This is a genomic window from Bacillus sp. FSL W8-0848 (assembly GCF_038007805.1).
GTDB classification, from domain to species: domain Bacteria; phylum Bacillota; class Bacilli; order Bacillales; family Bacillaceae; genus Bacillus; species Bacillus glycinifermentans.
The window spans coordinates 943,331-958,546 of the sequence record NZ_JBBOYB010000001.1 but is presented as its reverse complement, the minus strand read 5'-3'; the positions used below and the strand labels follow the sequence as shown (position 1 = coordinate 958,546).

17 protein-coding genes and 1 pseudogene are annotated in these 15,216 nt (G+C 47.0%); 6 read left to right on the top strand and 12 right to left on the bottom strand.

Features of this window, described 5'->3' with window-relative positions:
• Positions 1-89: 89 nt before the first annotated feature.
• Positions 90-1,073, top strand: coding sequence for a metal-dependent hydrolase (locus NSQ39_RS04975; protein WP_175076870.1), 984 nt, complete (start codon positions 90-92; stop codon positions 1,071-1,073).
• Here NSQ39_RS04975 and NSQ39_RS04970 read toward each other — a convergent pair.
• The 5 genes from NSQ39_RS04970 to NSQ39_RS04950 form a co-directional block, all read right to left on the bottom strand.
• Positions 1,070-3,649: a YfhO family protein gene (locus NSQ39_RS04970; RefSeq protein ID WP_175076871.1), complete on the bottom strand. Its 2,580-nt coding sequence runs from the start codon at positions 3,647-3,649 to the stop codon at positions 1,070-1,072. The genes NSQ39_RS04975 and NSQ39_RS04970 overlap by 4 nt on opposite strands.
• A complete protein-coding gene (locus tag NSQ39_RS04965; RefSeq protein ID WP_082094103.1) occupies positions 3,646-4,047 on the bottom strand; it encodes a GtrA family protein in 402 nt (133 codons plus the stop codon). The genes NSQ39_RS04970 and NSQ39_RS04965 overlap by 4 nt, the downstream gene beginning before the upstream one ends.
• Positions 4,016-4,975: a glycosyltransferase family 2 protein gene (locus tag NSQ39_RS04960; protein WP_175076872.1), complete on the bottom strand. Its 960-nt coding sequence runs from the start codon at positions 4,973-4,975 to the stop codon at positions 4,016-4,018. The genes NSQ39_RS04965 and NSQ39_RS04960 overlap by 32 nt, the downstream gene beginning before the upstream one ends.
• A gap of 191 nt (positions 4,976-5,166) precedes the next feature.
• On the bottom strand, positions 5,167-6,279 hold the full coding sequence (locus NSQ39_RS04955; protein ID WP_341014358.1) for an NAD(P)/FAD-dependent oxidoreductase: 1,113 nt from the start codon (positions 6,277-6,279) through the stop codon (positions 5,167-5,169).
• Between the two features lie 41 nt (positions 6,280-6,320).
• Positions 6,321-6,590, bottom strand: a complete 270-nt coding sequence (locus tag NSQ39_RS04950) for a YfhJ family protein (protein WP_341014356.1) — start codon at positions 6,588-6,590, stop codon at positions 6,321-6,323.
• A gap of 132 nt (positions 6,591-6,722) precedes the next feature.
• Here NSQ39_RS04950 and NSQ39_RS04945 point away from each other — a divergent pair, with 132 nt between their 5' ends.
• Together NSQ39_RS04945 and NSQ39_RS04940 are read left to right on the top strand one after the other, a co-directional pair.
• On the top strand, positions 6,723-6,872 hold the full coding sequence (locus NSQ39_RS04945) for a small, acid-soluble spore protein K (RefSeq protein ID WP_046130970.1): 150 nt from the start codon (positions 6,723-6,725) through the stop codon (positions 6,870-6,872).
• Between the two features lie 68 nt (positions 6,873-6,940).
• Positions 6,941-7,069, top strand: coding sequence for a YpzG family protein (locus NSQ39_RS04940; RefSeq protein ID WP_369878957.1), 129 nt, complete (start codon positions 6,941-6,943; stop codon positions 7,067-7,069).
• Positions 7,070-7,098: 29 nt separating this feature from the next.
• On the opposite strand, the gene NSQ39_RS04935 is transcribed toward NSQ39_RS04940, so the two are convergent.
• Together NSQ39_RS04935 and recX are read right to left on the bottom strand one after the other, a co-directional pair.
• Positions 7,099-7,413: a YfhH family protein gene (locus tag NSQ39_RS04935; protein WP_341014352.1), complete on the bottom strand. Its 315-nt coding sequence runs from the start codon at positions 7,411-7,413 to the stop codon at positions 7,099-7,101.
• Positions 7,414-7,417: 4 nt separating this feature from the next.
• Positions 7,418-8,209 (bottom strand): recombination regulator RecX, encoded by a 792-nt coding sequence (recX, locus tag NSQ39_RS04930; protein WP_341014350.1) that lies wholly within the window; start codon positions 8,207-8,209, stop codon positions 7,418-7,420.
• Between the two features lie 417 nt (positions 8,210-8,626).
• Between recX and NSQ39_RS04925 the strand changes: the two genes are divergently transcribed.
• From NSQ39_RS04925 to NSQ39_RS04915, 3 genes are all read left to right on the top strand, one after another.
• Complete coding sequence (locus tag NSQ39_RS04925) at positions 8,627-9,166, top strand: GNAT family N-acetyltransferase (RefSeq protein WP_341014348.1); 540 nt, start codon at positions 8,627-8,629, stop codon at positions 9,164-9,166.
• A gap of 64 nt (positions 9,167-9,230) precedes the next feature.
• A complete protein-coding gene (locus NSQ39_RS04920; protein WP_082094105.1) occupies positions 9,231-9,344 on the top strand; it encodes a YfhE family protein in 114 nt (37 codons plus the stop codon).
• Between the two features lie 71 nt (positions 9,345-9,415).
• The gene (locus NSQ39_RS04915) at positions 9,416-9,610 is read left to right on the top strand and encodes a YfhD family protein (protein WP_029418773.1); all 195 of its coding nucleotides are present in this window, start codon (positions 9,416-9,418) and stop codon (positions 9,608-9,610) included.
• Positions 9,611-9,646: 36 nt separating this feature from the next.
• Here NSQ39_RS04915 and NSQ39_RS04910 read toward each other — a convergent pair whose 3' ends face one another.
• From NSQ39_RS04910 to NSQ39_RS04890, 5 genes and pseudogenes are all read right to left on the bottom strand, one after another.
• Complete coding sequence (locus NSQ39_RS04910; RefSeq protein ID WP_341014344.1) at positions 9,647-10,231, bottom strand: nitroreductase family protein; 585 nt, start codon at positions 10,229-10,231, stop codon at positions 9,647-9,649.
• Positions 10,232-10,333: 102 nt separating this feature from the next.
• On the bottom strand, positions 10,334-11,233 hold the full coding sequence (locus tag NSQ39_RS04905; protein WP_341014342.1) for a PhzF family phenazine biosynthesis isomerase: 900 nt from the start codon (positions 11,231-11,233) through the stop codon (positions 10,334-10,336).
• Positions 11,234-11,354: 121 nt separating this feature from the next.
• Positions 11,355-13,907, bottom strand: coding sequence for a bifunctional lysylphosphatidylglycerol flippase/synthetase MprF (gene mprF, locus NSQ39_RS04900; RefSeq protein ID WP_341014340.1), 2,553 nt, complete (start codon positions 13,905-13,907; stop codon positions 11,355-11,357).
• Positions 13,908-14,050: 143 nt separating this feature from the next.
• A complete protein-coding gene (locus tag NSQ39_RS04895; RefSeq protein ID WP_341016869.1) occupies positions 14,051-14,587 on the bottom strand; it encodes a YfiT family bacillithiol transferase in 537 nt (178 codons plus the stop codon).
• 9 nt (positions 14,588-14,596) lie between these two features.
• A pseudogene (locus NSQ39_RS04890) lies at positions 14,597-15,216 on the bottom strand (NUDIX hydrolase).

Sequence of the window (15,216 nt, the reverse complement as noted above, 5' to 3'; positions counted from 1 at the left end):
GCTGCTGCTTTTCCTGTTTGGTATTGGGACGGCGTTGGGAATAAGGCAATGGAATACGATTTTTGAAACACCGTTAGGGGAGGTCACCAATGGATACTGGCACACACGTTGTCATGGGTGTTGCGCTCGGCGGCATCGCGACGCTTGATCCCGCCGTCGGAATGGACCCGGCAATGGCTCAGGCCGTCATGATCGCGACAATCGCCGGATCACAGGCGCCGGATATCGATACAATTTTAAAGTTGAAAAACAACGCTGTTTATATTAGACATCACAGGGGAATTACCCATTCAATTCCCGCCGTCCTCATTTGGTCATTATTGTTTCCGGGGATTCTGTATTTGTTTTACCCTGATGCAAACCTGCTTCATCTTTGGCTGTGGACGCTTGCCGCAGTCGCCCTGCATGTGTTCGTCGACATTTTTAATGCGTACGGTACCCAGGCGCTTCGACCATTTACAAGAAAATGGGTGGCGCTCGGTTTGATCAATACATTCGACCCGTTTATCTTCGTCAGTCATCTTGCGGCAATCGCCGTTTGGCTTGCGGGCGCAGATCAGGGCTATACATTTTTGACCCTTTATGGCATCCTCGCCGGCTACTATATCCTGAGGTTTGTGATGCAAAGGCGGATCAAACAAGAGCTCCGCAGGAAAATCGATGATATTGAAGAGATCATTATATCACCGACGATGAAATTCAGACAGTGGCGAATCGCCGTCAAGGCCAAATCGGCTTTTTACGTCGGCAGAAGCATCGATGGAAAGATCGTCATTCTTGATACATTCAACAGGGTTCCGTTACCCGATTCGCCCGTCATGAAAGCAGCGAAGCAGGATAAGAACATCTCAGCCTTTCTTTCTTTTTCGCCTGTTTACAGATGGGAAATCGATACGTATAAGGACCATTACGAGGTCCGTTTTATCGATTTGAGATACCGCAGCAAAGAACATTATCCGTTCGTTGCCATCGCCCATATCGACCGTGACTCTTTGGAACTAATGCGGTCGTATACGGGCTGGATTTTCAGCGAAGAAAAATTGCAGAAAAAATTAAAGCTTGGCTCCGTTTAAGAGCCAAGCTTTTTTCTTCTCCGGCTGTACCAGATTCCGGCCGCAAGACCGATGACGGTGACGGCAAGCGTTTCTTTGAAATAAGGCGGGTAATATGCGAGCTGAATGTCGTTTTTCCCTTTATCGATGGAAAAGCCGGTGAATGCATAGTTCGCTTTTTGAACGGTTTGTTTTTTTCCGTTCACTGTGACTTCCCAGCCTTTTTCAAACGGAATCGGCAGCACCATGTACCGGTCTCCGTTATTGTTTTGATATTGGATCGACAATTTGTTTTGTTTCCAGTTCATGCGTGCGTCCGGCGCTTTTTTCGCAGAAGCTTGTTTTAAGGTTTGGTAATCCTCCTGATAGAGCTTCAGACCGTCGAGCTTATATTTCCCTTTCGGAAGCCGGATCGAAACCTTTTCCGCTTTCGGCACCCTGATAGTCAAATCGTAAACCCCCGTTTTATAAATCGACTTGTTTGATTTTCTTGAGGTGATGTAATCATTGACCTTCAGGTTGAAAAACTGGTCTTTTGCAAGGCTCTTCAAATAAAAGGTGACATAGTAGTCGCCTTCTTGCGGGACGTTATCCGGCGGAATGAGATCGATTCCGCCGTTTTCCGATGTCACATTGAGCACGCCGTTTTCGTAGCTCGCCCCGTTCTTCTTCAACTTCGTCTGTCCCATCAAATCAGAGCTTGTAGGAGGCTTTGCTTTTCCGCCCGGGTTTTCTAAAACGATTCCTTTCAGCATGGCATGCTCTTTTGCCAAAACCGGCGCGTTATCCAGGTCTTTTTCGGAATAAACGGTATTGGCCGTCCGGATAAACGGAAGCGTATAGTTGTTCTTAAAGACGACATAATGTTTCGACTCGTCCGTTTTCTCAAATCCGTAAGGAGCATCAGAGGCGTTTTCCTTCTCTCTCATATAATACTTGCCGTACAACAGGCTGTACAAATTGGCGCGGCCGCCCATTGTCGCATAGCGGCTGACGCTTTCCCTCCCCATATCGACTTCAAGGTCTGTCCAATAAAACAGCAGCAGATTTTTGTTGAGGATGCTTGAATAAGCGCTGAAGCCGTTGAATTTCTGGATCATCGGCGTATTGTTGCGGACGCCGTTCATCCAGTCGATTCTCGTATACGGATCTCCTCTGTCGTCTTTTTTGATGTTTTCCAGGAGCTCCCGCTGTTCTTCGCCGTCATAATCATTGCTCGTCAAATAATTCTTCGAAACCGATTTAATTTCACTCGATTCCGAAAGGACGTATTTTTCATATGTATTGGCAACGAATACAGCCGATGCCAATACACAGCCGTGCAAAACGAGCAGCGATTTTCGATATCGCAAACCGGCGGCGATAAATGCGCCCATTGTTAAAAACAGCAAAACGAGCGAGCTCCAATTTGTCAGCAGCGACAAATCAAGGTCTTCGCGGAAAATGACTGCTACGTATACCAAAACAGTCAATAGGCACGACCATGCAATTTCTTTGCGCCTGATGCTTTTGATGCTGCTTAAGCCGGCGGCCGCGGCCCCACCGATTGTAAAGGCAAGCAGATATTCAAAACGGTTCTGCGGGGCAGAGAAGCCGTTAAACGCGCTCGCGGCGAGCGGGCTGAAATGAAGAAGGCCCAAGAGCAGGCTGATTCCGGCAAACAGCCTGAACGTTTTGTTTTTATAAAAGGAAAAAACGAACAAAAACAAGACAAAAGCCGCCGGCAGCAGGATGATGCGGCTCGAAAACAAGATGTCATCTGTGAAGTCGTACAACGGGACCGGCTGATCATACGGCGGCCGCAAATTGTTCAAAAAGCCGTAGACGGCAGGCACAAAAGAAACGGCGCTGATCCCGAAGGAAATCAGACACGACGCGAAAAACATCCTGAATTGCTCCCACTTTGACGCCTCGCGGTCATCAAGATGAATAAACCAGCGAAAGACGACATAGATCGCAATGAAAATCAAATTGATGTACGCAAAATAAAAATTGTTAAACAGCGTCAAAGAGCAGGCCAGGATAAACAGGCCCGGACGCTTTTCCCTGATGATTTTTTCCGCTCCTGCGACAAGCAGAGGCAGCCAGAGCATCGAATCGCTGAAAAACTCCCAGAACACTGTATGGCGGAAATAGATGACCGACGTTCCGTACAAAACGGCTCCTGTAAAAGCGGCCGCTCTATTTTTCACCATATATAAAAATGCATACGATGCGGTCAAAATAATCAGGCCGAGCTTAACCGCGCTGATAAAAACCGCAGCATTCGCCCAAAACAGGGGATCTGCATTCCCCGCCAGATGAAAAAACTGAAGCAGCAGGACCGCGGCAAAAGAGGCAAGAAACACAAAAGATGTCGTGAAATAATAACCAAGCTGACTGTAGATTCCGCCTCCCAGGCCGAAGGAATAGGAATAAAAAAAGTTGCCGTGTTTGTATTGGTCAAAAAGGAACGCTTTAAACACAACCATCTGCGCAAGCCCGTCGCCGTTCCCCGTCATATAGCGGCCGTGTGCCCATTCGAACAGAAAAAACAAATGGGCGGCCAAAGAAATGGCAATGCTTGATATGACAAATAATAATGCTGTTTTTTTCATATCTTTCCCCTGTCTCTTTTCAAAATCTTCCCTGTCAACAGAAATGTCAGAGGAACGGTTAAAAACATGGAAGCAAGCGGAGCTGCCGCACTGTTCATGTGCAAAAGGTTCACAAAAACGTACATAAAGAAAGAAGACGCGGCCAGATTGAACAGCTGTGTGAGCGGAAACTGCAAAAACTTCGCAAAAGTCGGCTTTGTTTTAAACGTAAAATAGCAATTCAGGAAAAATGAAATCACAAGGCTGACAAGAAAAGCCACAACGTGTGATGCCATATAATCGATATGCAGCAAAAAGTGAAGCAGCAAATAAACCGCATAGTAATTCAACGTATTAACGACGCCTACAATGGCAAAGCGAATAAATTCAAGATTCATTTTTTTCATGAGCTTCTCCATGCCCGATGTTTGCCTCCTGTATTAAATAATGAGGACGCTTTTTCGTTTCATAGTAGATTCTCCCGATGTACTCGCCGATGATCCCGAGGCTGAGAAGCTGAACTCCGCCGAGAAACAAAACAGCCGAAATGATCGTAAAATAGCCCGGAACGATAACACCGTATTTCAAAATCCTGATAAACGTTGCAACAATATAAATAAGCGAAAGGAACAAAATGAACATTCCGGTGTAAAAGCAAATGCGAAGCGGCCTGTTGTTAAACGAAACGATGCCGTCGATCCCATAGTTCAGCAAGTGCCGGAACGACCACTTTGATTTTCCGTTTTTTCGTTCGACGTTTTCGTAATAAATAATTTTTTGATCAAAGCCGATCCAGCAAAACAACCCTTTGGAAAAACGGTTTCCTTCGCTCAGCTTGAGAAGCGCGTTGACGGCTTTTCTGCTCAATAGCCGGAAATCGCCGACACCGTCCCTTAAATCGACTTCGACCGCGTTGTTGATGAAACGGTAATAAAGCGAAGACAGATAAGACCTTACAGGATTGTCTCCCTTTCGATTCCGCTGGGCAACCACCTGGTCATAGCCTTCTTCATACCCTTTAATAAAATCAGGCAAAAGGTATGTCGGATGCTGCAAATCCGCATCCATGACGACGACGGCATCGCCGCGGGCATGCTGAAAACCGGCAAGAATGGCTGCTTCCTTGCCGAAGTTTCTTGAAAATGAAATATATTTCACCCGCTCATTTTTTTCCGCCAGATCTTTGATTTCCTCCAAAGTTTGATCTGTGCTGCCATCGTTTATGTAATAAATTTCATACTCATAATCAATGGATTGAAATTCGTTCCTCAATGATTCATAAATCAGTTTAATGTTGCTTGCTTCATTATAGGAAGGAATAATAATCGAAACGATTCCTTTCTTCACTTAAAGGCACCTCTTTTGGACATATTAAAAATAAGCAGGATAACTTCGCACGCCTATAAAAACACAACAAAAGGAAAACAGTGGGCATGCTGCACTATTTTCCACAACATTATTTTGTCATTATATCAGACATCTATGAACAAGTGGCAAAAAATGATATAACTCAAAAAAATTTAAGGAGTAGTTTCCGATTATTTTGATATGTCTCTTACTGGAAGGTATTGGTCTATATGAAGATCCGTTTTTTCTCCAAACGCCAAAGAAGCAATGAGCGAACCGGCGTAAGGGCCGATCGTTAAGCCTGAAGGGCCGAATCCTGTGGCCGCGATCAAACCGTCCGCACCCGGAATGTACCCGAGAAGGGGAAGCAAATCCTTTGTAAACGGACGGAATCCGATTCTGATTTCTTCGAGAGCCGCACCGTGGAGACCCGGTGCAACGGACAAGGCTTCATCCAAGACCTCCTCTATTCCTCCGGCGGTGATTCTGTAATCAAATCCTGAACCGGTTTCCCTTGTCGCTCCGGCTACAACCCGAGAACCGTCAAATGATACGATGTAATGGTCTGTATCGGGTAAAACAACCGGCCATTTTCCAGTCTCCCCGTCACAGGCCTTCAAATGAACGATTTGGCCGCGCTGCGGCTCTAATGGCAGCTGTATGCCCAAAGGCTGAAGCAATTGATTCGTCCAAGCGCCTCCGGCCAATATCACCGCATCTGCATACAGGAGCCGGCCGTCAATGGTTGCGCCTTTTATGACGTCCTGTTCAACAGAGAGCTCCGCCTTGCCGTTCAATAAGACGGCCCCGTGCTTTTTTGCCGCCGAAATAAGCGAGTTTCGCAGCAGATGGCCATCCACGCGGGCAGCCCCTGATACATAAATTGCTTCAAGCCCGTCAGCAAGCGGAGGAAAAAGCCGTCTTGCCTCTTCGTTTGATAAGCGGGTGATTTCACCGGCTTCAGGCGCTTCACGCTTTTGTTCTCTTAATTTTCTTTCAATTTGATCGAGCGCTTCAACGTCTCCGCTGACCCGCAGCGCACCCGTTTTGGCGTAGCCGGTGTCGGTTTCCCCGTCTTGTTCAAGCTGTGATACAAGGGAAGGATAATATGCGGCGCCCGCTCTTGCCAAACGATACCAGTCTTCGCTTCTGGAAGAAAACCACGGACAGATGATCCCGGCACCAGCTTTGGTTGACTGCCCTTCATGCCCTTCATCCAAAATCGATACGTCCGCTCCTTTTTTCACGAGGTGATATGCGGCGCTAGCACCCGCGATCCCTGAACCGATAACGATTGCTTTCATTTCATCACATTCCTTTCGCAGAGAATCAGATGAAAATACGATTAATGCAGCAGTCCGTTGTCTGAGGTGAACAGGTCTTGAAAAGAAGAATTGTCGGTTTCGAATAAATGCAGATGGCTGCCGTAGTCCTCAATCCAATCTAAAACGACGCGTTCCGTCAGTTCTATTCCCCTGTAAGGATGGCCGGCTTTGGCAAATGCCGTTTCAAAGTCTTCCCACAAGAGCTCTACCCAAGTTCTCGCCTGCGCGTAGCTCAGCATATGGTTCTTTTCAAGAAGCGCATTTGTCAGCTTTTCAAAGTGTGCTTCCACCTTGAACTTTCCCTCCTTCCTTTAGGAAAAAACTTTCTTTTTGAAAACGTCATCCATTTCATATACTAACATTACGTCTTCTGAAGCGAAGACGTCAAACATTTTGGACTTGAATGGAGGAGCCTATAACAGATGCGGAATAAAGCAAGAGGCTTTCCGAACATGAACGACAACAAATTTGAAGGTGAGCCCCGGGCCAAAGATGATTTTGCTTCAAAGCGCGCTGACGGAAGCACGAATACCCATCCTCAAGAAAGAATGAGGGCTTCCGGCAAACGCTAAATTTTTTCTGGATGGAGTGAGTTTCTTTGTGTGCAAACCGCAAACCTTATACAAACGATTTTTACCAGATGAAAACGCAAAACTATCCGCAGCCTTGGGCAAACACGAAACATGCGCGGGCGCAGGTAAACGGTGAAACACAGCAGACCCAGGATCTCATCATTCTCCAGCGCAACACGCGCATCCGCACAAGATAGACGCCGATATGAAAAGGGTTAAGCTTGCCTTAATCCTTTTCTTTTAATAAAGAAATCGGCAGGGCCTCTTCATGCTCGGGAGATTTGAGACGGTACCCCCAGGCAAAGACGCCGTTTAGGTAGCGGATGTAAAAATCATCTCCTGCATCCTCGATTTCATATACATGACCCGGCTTAAAATCGGCCGGATGCAAAAGGTACGCTTTCGCCATCGCGATTTTCCGTTCGTGGACGGCAAGCTCATTGACGATCCCCATTTGCTCTGCCTTTCTCGCCTTTTCCGTGAGGATGCCGATTTCCCTTTGCAGTTCGGAAGCCGTCATCTCACTGTATCTTTTCTCCATTTTCTCATCCCTCTTCGTCTAAATATTGATCGATCATCTCAAGCGGAAATCCTTTGCGAAACAAAAATTGTTTGACCTTCATTTTCGTTTCGTACGAGCCGTCGTAGTTGTAGCGCCTCATCGCTTTTTCCCCCTGCTTGTACAGCGCTTCTTTTTCAGCGTCATCATCATTTTCGTAGTCTGTTTCCGAAAGAGCGATGGCAATCACATCGAAAGAATATCCCTTTCGAATCAGCTGCTGTTCGATCGCTTGTTTCATCTCTTTGGAAGACAGCTTTTTTCCTTTTTTCAGCACTTTTTCAGCGTGTTTTACAGCGGCTTCAACCTGTTCGGAAAACGTGAATGAGCTTAATGCTTCCCTGATCAGCTCTTCATCGATTCCCTTCAATTGCAGCTCTTTATGTAGAACATCGGGGCCTTTGCCGCTCGTTTTGCGGTGAGTGCTTACATAAGCGGCCGCAAATTCCCGGTCATCTACGTATTTATAGCTTTTCAGCATATGAATGATTTCGGTCACCGCGGAATCTGCGACGCCTTTTTTCTTTAAATGGTCTTTGACTTCTTTTATCGAGCGCATCCTATACGAAAGGTAATCGAGCGCTTGATTAAAACCTTTTTTAATATCATCGCCATACTGAATTTCGATGACGTCAAGCTCGTCAAGCTGCTTTCCCTTTTTCAGATTAAACTTGACGAGAACATCCATGTCAACGCTGAACGCGTATTTTTCGTCCAGAAAGATATTGACCCGGTCTTTATTGTTTTTCTGGGCGGAGATTTTTGTAATATACGGCATAAAAAACTCCCTTCTCTCGTTTTCCGTTTGAGAGATCATGATGAAATTGCCGGCGTTAACAGAAGCCCGGACATCACGTCTATATTTTATCAAGAAAACCGGCAGAAACCGAACAAAAATACATCCCGTGTAAAAGCACAAATTTCCCGGTTTCGCCAAATGAGCTTTTTTAAGCGCAATTTTCCCGCAATAGCCTTGTATCTTTTCGCTTTTTTGCTGCGTAAAATATAGAAATCAAAAGCAGTTTGATATGAATAGGGAAGGCAAATGGTGCGCCACCAGGTCTCTGGTTTTAGTGGGTTCGATTCCCACCCCGAATTTTTTAATGGATGAGCAGGACATGATTGATTAAAAAATTTCGAGGGTGGAGCAACATCTTGTTAATGAAGGAAAAGCCGCCCTCAAGGAGGGGCTGCCATGCTGAAAAAACGTGAAATGGCCGACTGCCATGCGCTTTTTGATCTTGTGAAACATCCGGAAGTATTTCCTTTTGTCCGGAATAAAGCGGAGACCATTGAAGAGTACATGTTTCATGTGAAGAACATCATCGAAGAGGAAGAACAGGGAAAACTGATCTCCCGCACGATTCTCGACGAATGGGAAAATCCGATCGGCTGCATCAGTTTATATGAAATAAAGGGAAATACGGGGTTTTTGGGAACGTGGCTCGGGAAGCCTTTCCACGGAAAGGGCTATAATCAGCGGGCAAAAAACGCGTTTTTCTGCGAGCTTTTTTATGAAAAAAACATTGAGACGGTGTTTATGAAAATCAGGAAAACAAACACCCGTTCCCTCAAGGCCGCCGAAAAGCTGCCATACGCGGTTCAGGCTGATCCCGGCAGGCTGAACGGGGCGGACAGCGATGCATTTCATTTGTTTGAAATCCCGAAAGATCTCTACACGTTACACAGCCTGCGGACGTTTGAAGACGAAAGCCTCCGGCTAAAAGAAGCGTAACATTGTATAAATGCCTCCAAAACGGACAGCCTGTGAATAATCTGATGTTTAGGAGGCTTTAAAAATGGCTGAAAAGAAAAAGCGCGACCAAATGAAAACGACCTTGACCAAAACGCAGGAAGTCATGTATCAGCGGGAATTTAAAAGAGCAAAGCGGGCCGCCGATGAAAAATCATAATGCATAGCGGCAGTCTGATCAGCCAACAATAACACTGTCCGGCTGATTAATGACTTAGGGGTGATGTGAGAATGGGCAGAAATTCGATCCACAAAAACCGCGACAAAAACAAACAAAAGCTTCCTCAAGTTCCTGATCAGTATAAAAAAGAAACTGACGGCGTTTATGAGGAATATTCTGCAGAGCTTGCCGATCAGGATGACCGCGAAGCTCGAAGCCGCATGGAGGCAGCTGACAACCGCGCCAAAGAGCGGCAGTCAAAGTAGTATTTCGGGAAAGCCCTGTTTGCAGGGCTTTCTTCTTTAAGAAAGCTCCGTAAGAAGCTGCTTTGCGGGTGTCCTTGTTTGCAATTTAGGAATTTCCGCCGGATAGCCGATCTGCAAAATCGCGGCAAACCGTTCATTGCTGTCAAGCCCCATTAATTGCTGAAGCGTTCGATTATAAAGCACCTGTCCGCTTTTCCACACCATCCCGATCCCTTTTTCCCAGGCGAGAAGCTGGAGGTTTTGAATCAAACAGCTGACAGCTGCGAAGTCGTCATTTCTGACCCGTTCATTTTCGTCTTCCTTCAAAATGACAAAGAGAAAAGCCGGAACACTCATAATATGGTCCCTGAATTTTTTGATTTGTTCTTCAGACCTATCAGGCTTAATCTCTTGGAATGCCTTGTCTAAATTGTCGGCATGCTTCTGTTTTCCGCTTTCGGTCCCGACATAAATAAACCGCCACGGCTCTGTCAGCTTGTGATTTGGCGCATAAACCGCGTCTTCCAGCAGCTCAAGGACAACTTCTTTAGGCACCGGATCGCTTTTAAATTTCCGAATCGTTCTTCTATTTCTTATCGTTTCACGAATGCTGCCTTTTTCAGACTGCAAGATATCGCTCATATCAGCGCCTCCTCAAATGAAAATGATTATCATTGTTGATTATAAAGGTTTATTTTCTCGTTTTCAACGATAAACCATTCATTCAAAACGGAGGCGGCGGTTTCAAATATCGATGAGTTGCTTTTCCACAAAAACGGCCGTTCCCGTCATTTCAGCCTTCATCTGGCCGTTTTCTTCCAAAATTTCGATTTTCACCTTCCCGTCTTTGCCGATTTCTTGCCCCTGTTCGATCAAAAATACATTTTGACCCGTTTCACAAAACGGCTGTCCGTACGTTTTCATATAGGCTCCCATAACCCCTGAAGCCGTTCCGGTAACAGGATCCTCAATCGTCCCGGAATACGGCGAAGAAAAATGCCGGCCGTGGAGATGGCTGTCACGGTGGATCGTCTCCAAAGAGAACGGATGGACAGAAGCGCGGGGCATGTCCGTTAAAATGGCCGGGAATTCGGAATTTTTCGGCTGCATCTTCCGGCATGCCTCCAAATTCTGAACAGGCACGAGCAGCGTCCATGTCCCGGTGCTTCCGTAAACGACGGGCAACGAATCGTGGAAATCCGCTTCAGTGATGCCGAGTGCTTCAGCCAATTTTGCCCTGTCTCCCGCAAACGGATGAAAGCTCGGCGGCGCCTGCTCCAGCGTCACAAAAAAATGCTTTTCTTCATCAGCATAACCCGTCTTAACGGTCAGGTTGCCGGCCTTCGTCTCAACCTTAAGCTCCGCACCGGCTCCGATCCCGCCTTTCTCATGGAGCGCATAAAGGGAAGCAACGGTCGCATGGCCGCATAAATTCATTTCGTGCCCGGGCGTGAAATAGCGGAGGCGAAGGCCAGCCGACTTGCTCGGCAGCAAAAATGAAGTTTCATTGTATCCGGCTTTCTCGGCAATCAGCTGCATCTCTTCGTCGGTCAAACGACTCCCTTCTAACACGACCCCCGCCGGATTTCCTTTATTCGGCTCCTTTGAAAATGCATCATATCTGAGTACTTCGACTTGTTTCATGAGAATCCCCCTTGTTTCGCGGCTTCTTTTCATTATAAGGGGAGTGATGGTTTTTTGAAACTGCGGGAAAATTGATTTTCGGGAATGAAATTATACAAATAGGGCTGTCTAAGACAGCTCATCACTTCTCCCGTCTCCCGATCAGCCTTGTGACGAGAAACATCGTGGCCGGCAGCGATCTGTTTTTTCTGTAGGCTAAATATTTTCCGCGCCATTCCGGCTTGTATTTTTCTTTGAAGGAACGGAGGCCGCTGAAGCTGTATATGTAGCTGACATTGTTGAATATCACGGCGGCGAGCCGCTCCGTCCAAAATGACTGAAAGGATGTGCCGACGTTTGAGAGCGGGGCCATTCCCATGTTAAACGCGGTATAGCCCTGTTCTTTCCCCCATTGAAACAAATGGATAAACAGCGCATCCATGATGCCTTTTGGCGCGTTGTGAGAATAGCGCATCAAGTCGATGGAAATCTCGCCTTCTTGGTACATCGGCATGATATTCATAAATGCGACGATCTCGCCGTCTTCATCTTTTAATACAGCGATCGGCGCCTTTTGCAAATACTCTTCCTTAAAATAACCGAGCGAAAATCCTTTTTCCTTTTTTCGTCCCAGCCACTCATCAGATACGTTCCGCAGCTGATTGAGAAAATCTTTGGAAAACGGCGGCTGTTCGACGTGGAACGTATACCCTTCCCGTTCAAAGCGGTTGTATATCGCCCTTAAACCGGCCCGTTTTTTTCCTTTAATCGTAAAGGTGTTGAGATCGACGATCGCTTCTTCGCCAAGCTTAAAGAAACGGTAGCCGAAATCGTGATAAAGCGCCATATCCTCACGCTCAATCTGGTAGAAAATGACGAGGTAGCCTTTTTGATCGGCCAAATGAAGGAATTCCTGCAAAATGAGCGGAAAGGATTCCTTTTTGCCGGACGGATCGCCGAGAACGACGAGACGCTGGCCGATTTTCGCAAATTGAATCAGCGCATTGCCGTCGCTGGAGTAGAAAAACCGTTTATCTCCCAAAAACCCCAAATGGCTCAAAGCGTTGCCGCCTTTTTCATTCAAAAATTGCTCCAGCTTTTCAAAGTCCGGCTCTTCCCCGATCGGGTTGATCTTTCTGTTGAACAGCCAAATAAAGATGATGCAAAACATCGGAACAAACAATAAAGCAAACACTGTCGCATAATCGACATGCTGTTCGCTGTGGATGTAATAGTCTTTTACGAGCACATGGCCGAGCCTCTCCCACATGGTGGAGGCGATGATATTGTAGTTCCAAAGGGCAAAAAGGTAAATAAACGCCGCCCACGCCATTTGTCCAAAGGTATATACAGACCGCTCCCTCGAAAACTGCCGGCGCAGCAAAATAAGCAGGATGAACACGATAGGCGTGATAAATACCGCGCTGATATTAAAGCCTTTAAAAATGCTGAACACAAAACTAAATGCCAAAGCGGTCAAGGCCAAATATAAGGAACGCTTCGTCCTCTTATAAAGCTCAAGCGGAACGATCAATAAAATTAAACCGAAACTGATGGAAAGGCCGTTTAATACCGTCAGCATATGGCGGGGAATATCCGGAATGAGCGTGCTCCTGTCGATCGGGAGGGCGGCAGACGCCAGAATAATCGCTCCGCAGCAAAATGAAATTACGGCAAGCGAGCCGTTCAGCAAACGGAACAGCAAAGCTCTGTGCAAGACGAGCAGAATATTGGTCGTCTCAATTGCCGGGGCAATAATCGGCTTTTCTTCAAGCTTTTTTAACCTATTTCCCGTCATGTCCGCCGCCGCAAAAAGAAGGCCGAGCCCAAAAGGAATAAATGAGTAGGCGAGCCTGTACAGGACAATGGCTGTCAAAGTGATTTCATTATCGACGCCGAATTGATTCAATCCGACTAAAAAAAGCAAATCAAACGAGCCGAATCCGCCAGGGACGAGACTGATCATTCCCGCGACGGAAGCGATCGCAAAAACGCCGAGGACCTTTCTAATGTCAAGGTCTATTCCCAAGGTCACGAGCGAGAAATACATGACCAGCCCCGCCGCAATCCATTCGGCAGCAGATGCCCCCAAATATGAAAAAAAGACGGAAGGTCTCAAGCCTTTTTCTATGGCATCGCCCCTCTTCCTTTTGATGATCAAAAAGACGATGAGGACGGGAACGATCAGCGCCATTCCGATGACACCGAGGAAGAGCCACGTCTTTTCAAAGAGCAGTTTTCCCGGAGACAGCAGTCCGGCGAGAACGAACATGCTGAGCACGGACAGGCCGAGAAGTACGGAGGTTGCAAGCGTTGCGATTCCTTTGATCAGCCGCTTGACATCACTGACATGCTCTTTATAAAGAATCGTTCGTAAACCGGCGCCTGACAGGCCGCCGAATCCAAGGACATTGTTGAACGAATTGGCGATCCATGACACCCTGAGCGTTTTCCACCTGGAAATCCTCATCCCGAGAGAGCGGACTAGCACAAAATCGTATAAAGACATGGCGAGAACGGACATGAGGCCGATAAAAACCAATATGAAAAGATTGCTTCTTTCGACATTGTTTATAATCAGAAAGGTTTCTTTAACGGACAGCCCGGCGAGCTCTTTTCTGGCCTGATAAACGACCAGTAGAAGTACGGCTGCCGGCAATATCATTCTTAAGACAGAAAGCGCATTTTTTTTCATGAATACCTCTTCTCTCTATCGTGCGTTTTTCCCTTATCTTTTTATTTTAAAACATCCGCCCTCTAATCACAGTTTTAACAACCCGCCGGGAAATCAGACAGTCATTTGCCGCAAAAAAACGCGCCTTGGCGCGCGTTTTTTTGCTATATCCAGCCCATTCTGTCCCGAAGCGACGTGATATGGGCAATATGGTGTTTCGAATGCCAAACGTAAAGGGCAAGCGCATGATGGAGGCTGGTCTCCTCCCCGGTGTCCGGGTGGAAATACGCTTTTTCGTAATCCGCTTCTGTCAGCGCTTCAAAGAGAGCGGCCCAGCGGTTGTGAAGCGGCTCTAAAAGCTCTATTGCCAATTGCGGATCGAATGTAAGGGAATCGGTCAGTCCCGCCCATTTTTGCTCATCGTACGGCCGGATGAGCGGCGTTTCCTCCGTCAGCGCCAGTTTGCAGCGAATATAGCCGTTCAGATGGCTGTCGGCTACATGGGAGACGACTTGGCGAACCGTCCATCCCCCAGTTCGGTAGGGCGTATCAAGCTGCGTGTCATTAAGCCCTGATACGGCTTCTTTCAGCATAGCAGGGCAAGTTTTCAGCGTTTGGATCAAAGCTGCGCGCTTTTGTTCGTCCGCTTGACGCGGAGCTTGAAATGTTCCGATTGGGTATCTTAGATCTTCCAGTGTGATTTCCCCCTTTTAGTCACAGTACACCTGACCGGACCCGTTTTTCTCTTGAAAAAGAAATTTGATCTGAGCGTACGTATTCCTCGCCTCTGATAAGTCGGGCAGATCTTCCAATGAGAAAAAACCGAGGTTGTTCGTTTCCGTTCCCGCGGCTGCTTTCCCTCCAACAATATCACAGGCGATAAACAGTTTGTAGACATGGTAAGCTGAAGGGGGATGATTGGGCGCTTTTTGTCCATGACGGCCAAAAGCTTTCCTGCTTCAGCCTTAAAGCCTGTTTCTTCGAACACTTCTTTGACGGCGGTCTCCTTCGGCGTCAGGCCGATATCCGCCCATCCGCCGGGAAGCGCCCATTTGCCGTCAGCTTTTTCCTGCACGAGGAGGAGGCGGTCCGCTTTGAATATGACGGCGCGGACGTCTACTTTCGGCGTTTGGTAGCCTGATTCGCCGGCAAACAGGTTCTTTACTTTCGAAAAATCGGCCTCTGTGTACTCAGCGATGATTTCGCAGCTGATCTCGCGAAGACGCAGAAAGCGCTCCCTGTCAAATTCGTCTTTTGTATACGCGAGCCCTGCTTGGGAAATCGCCTGTATTTCCTTGGCCCAGTCAAGCCATTTTGTATTCTTTTCCAT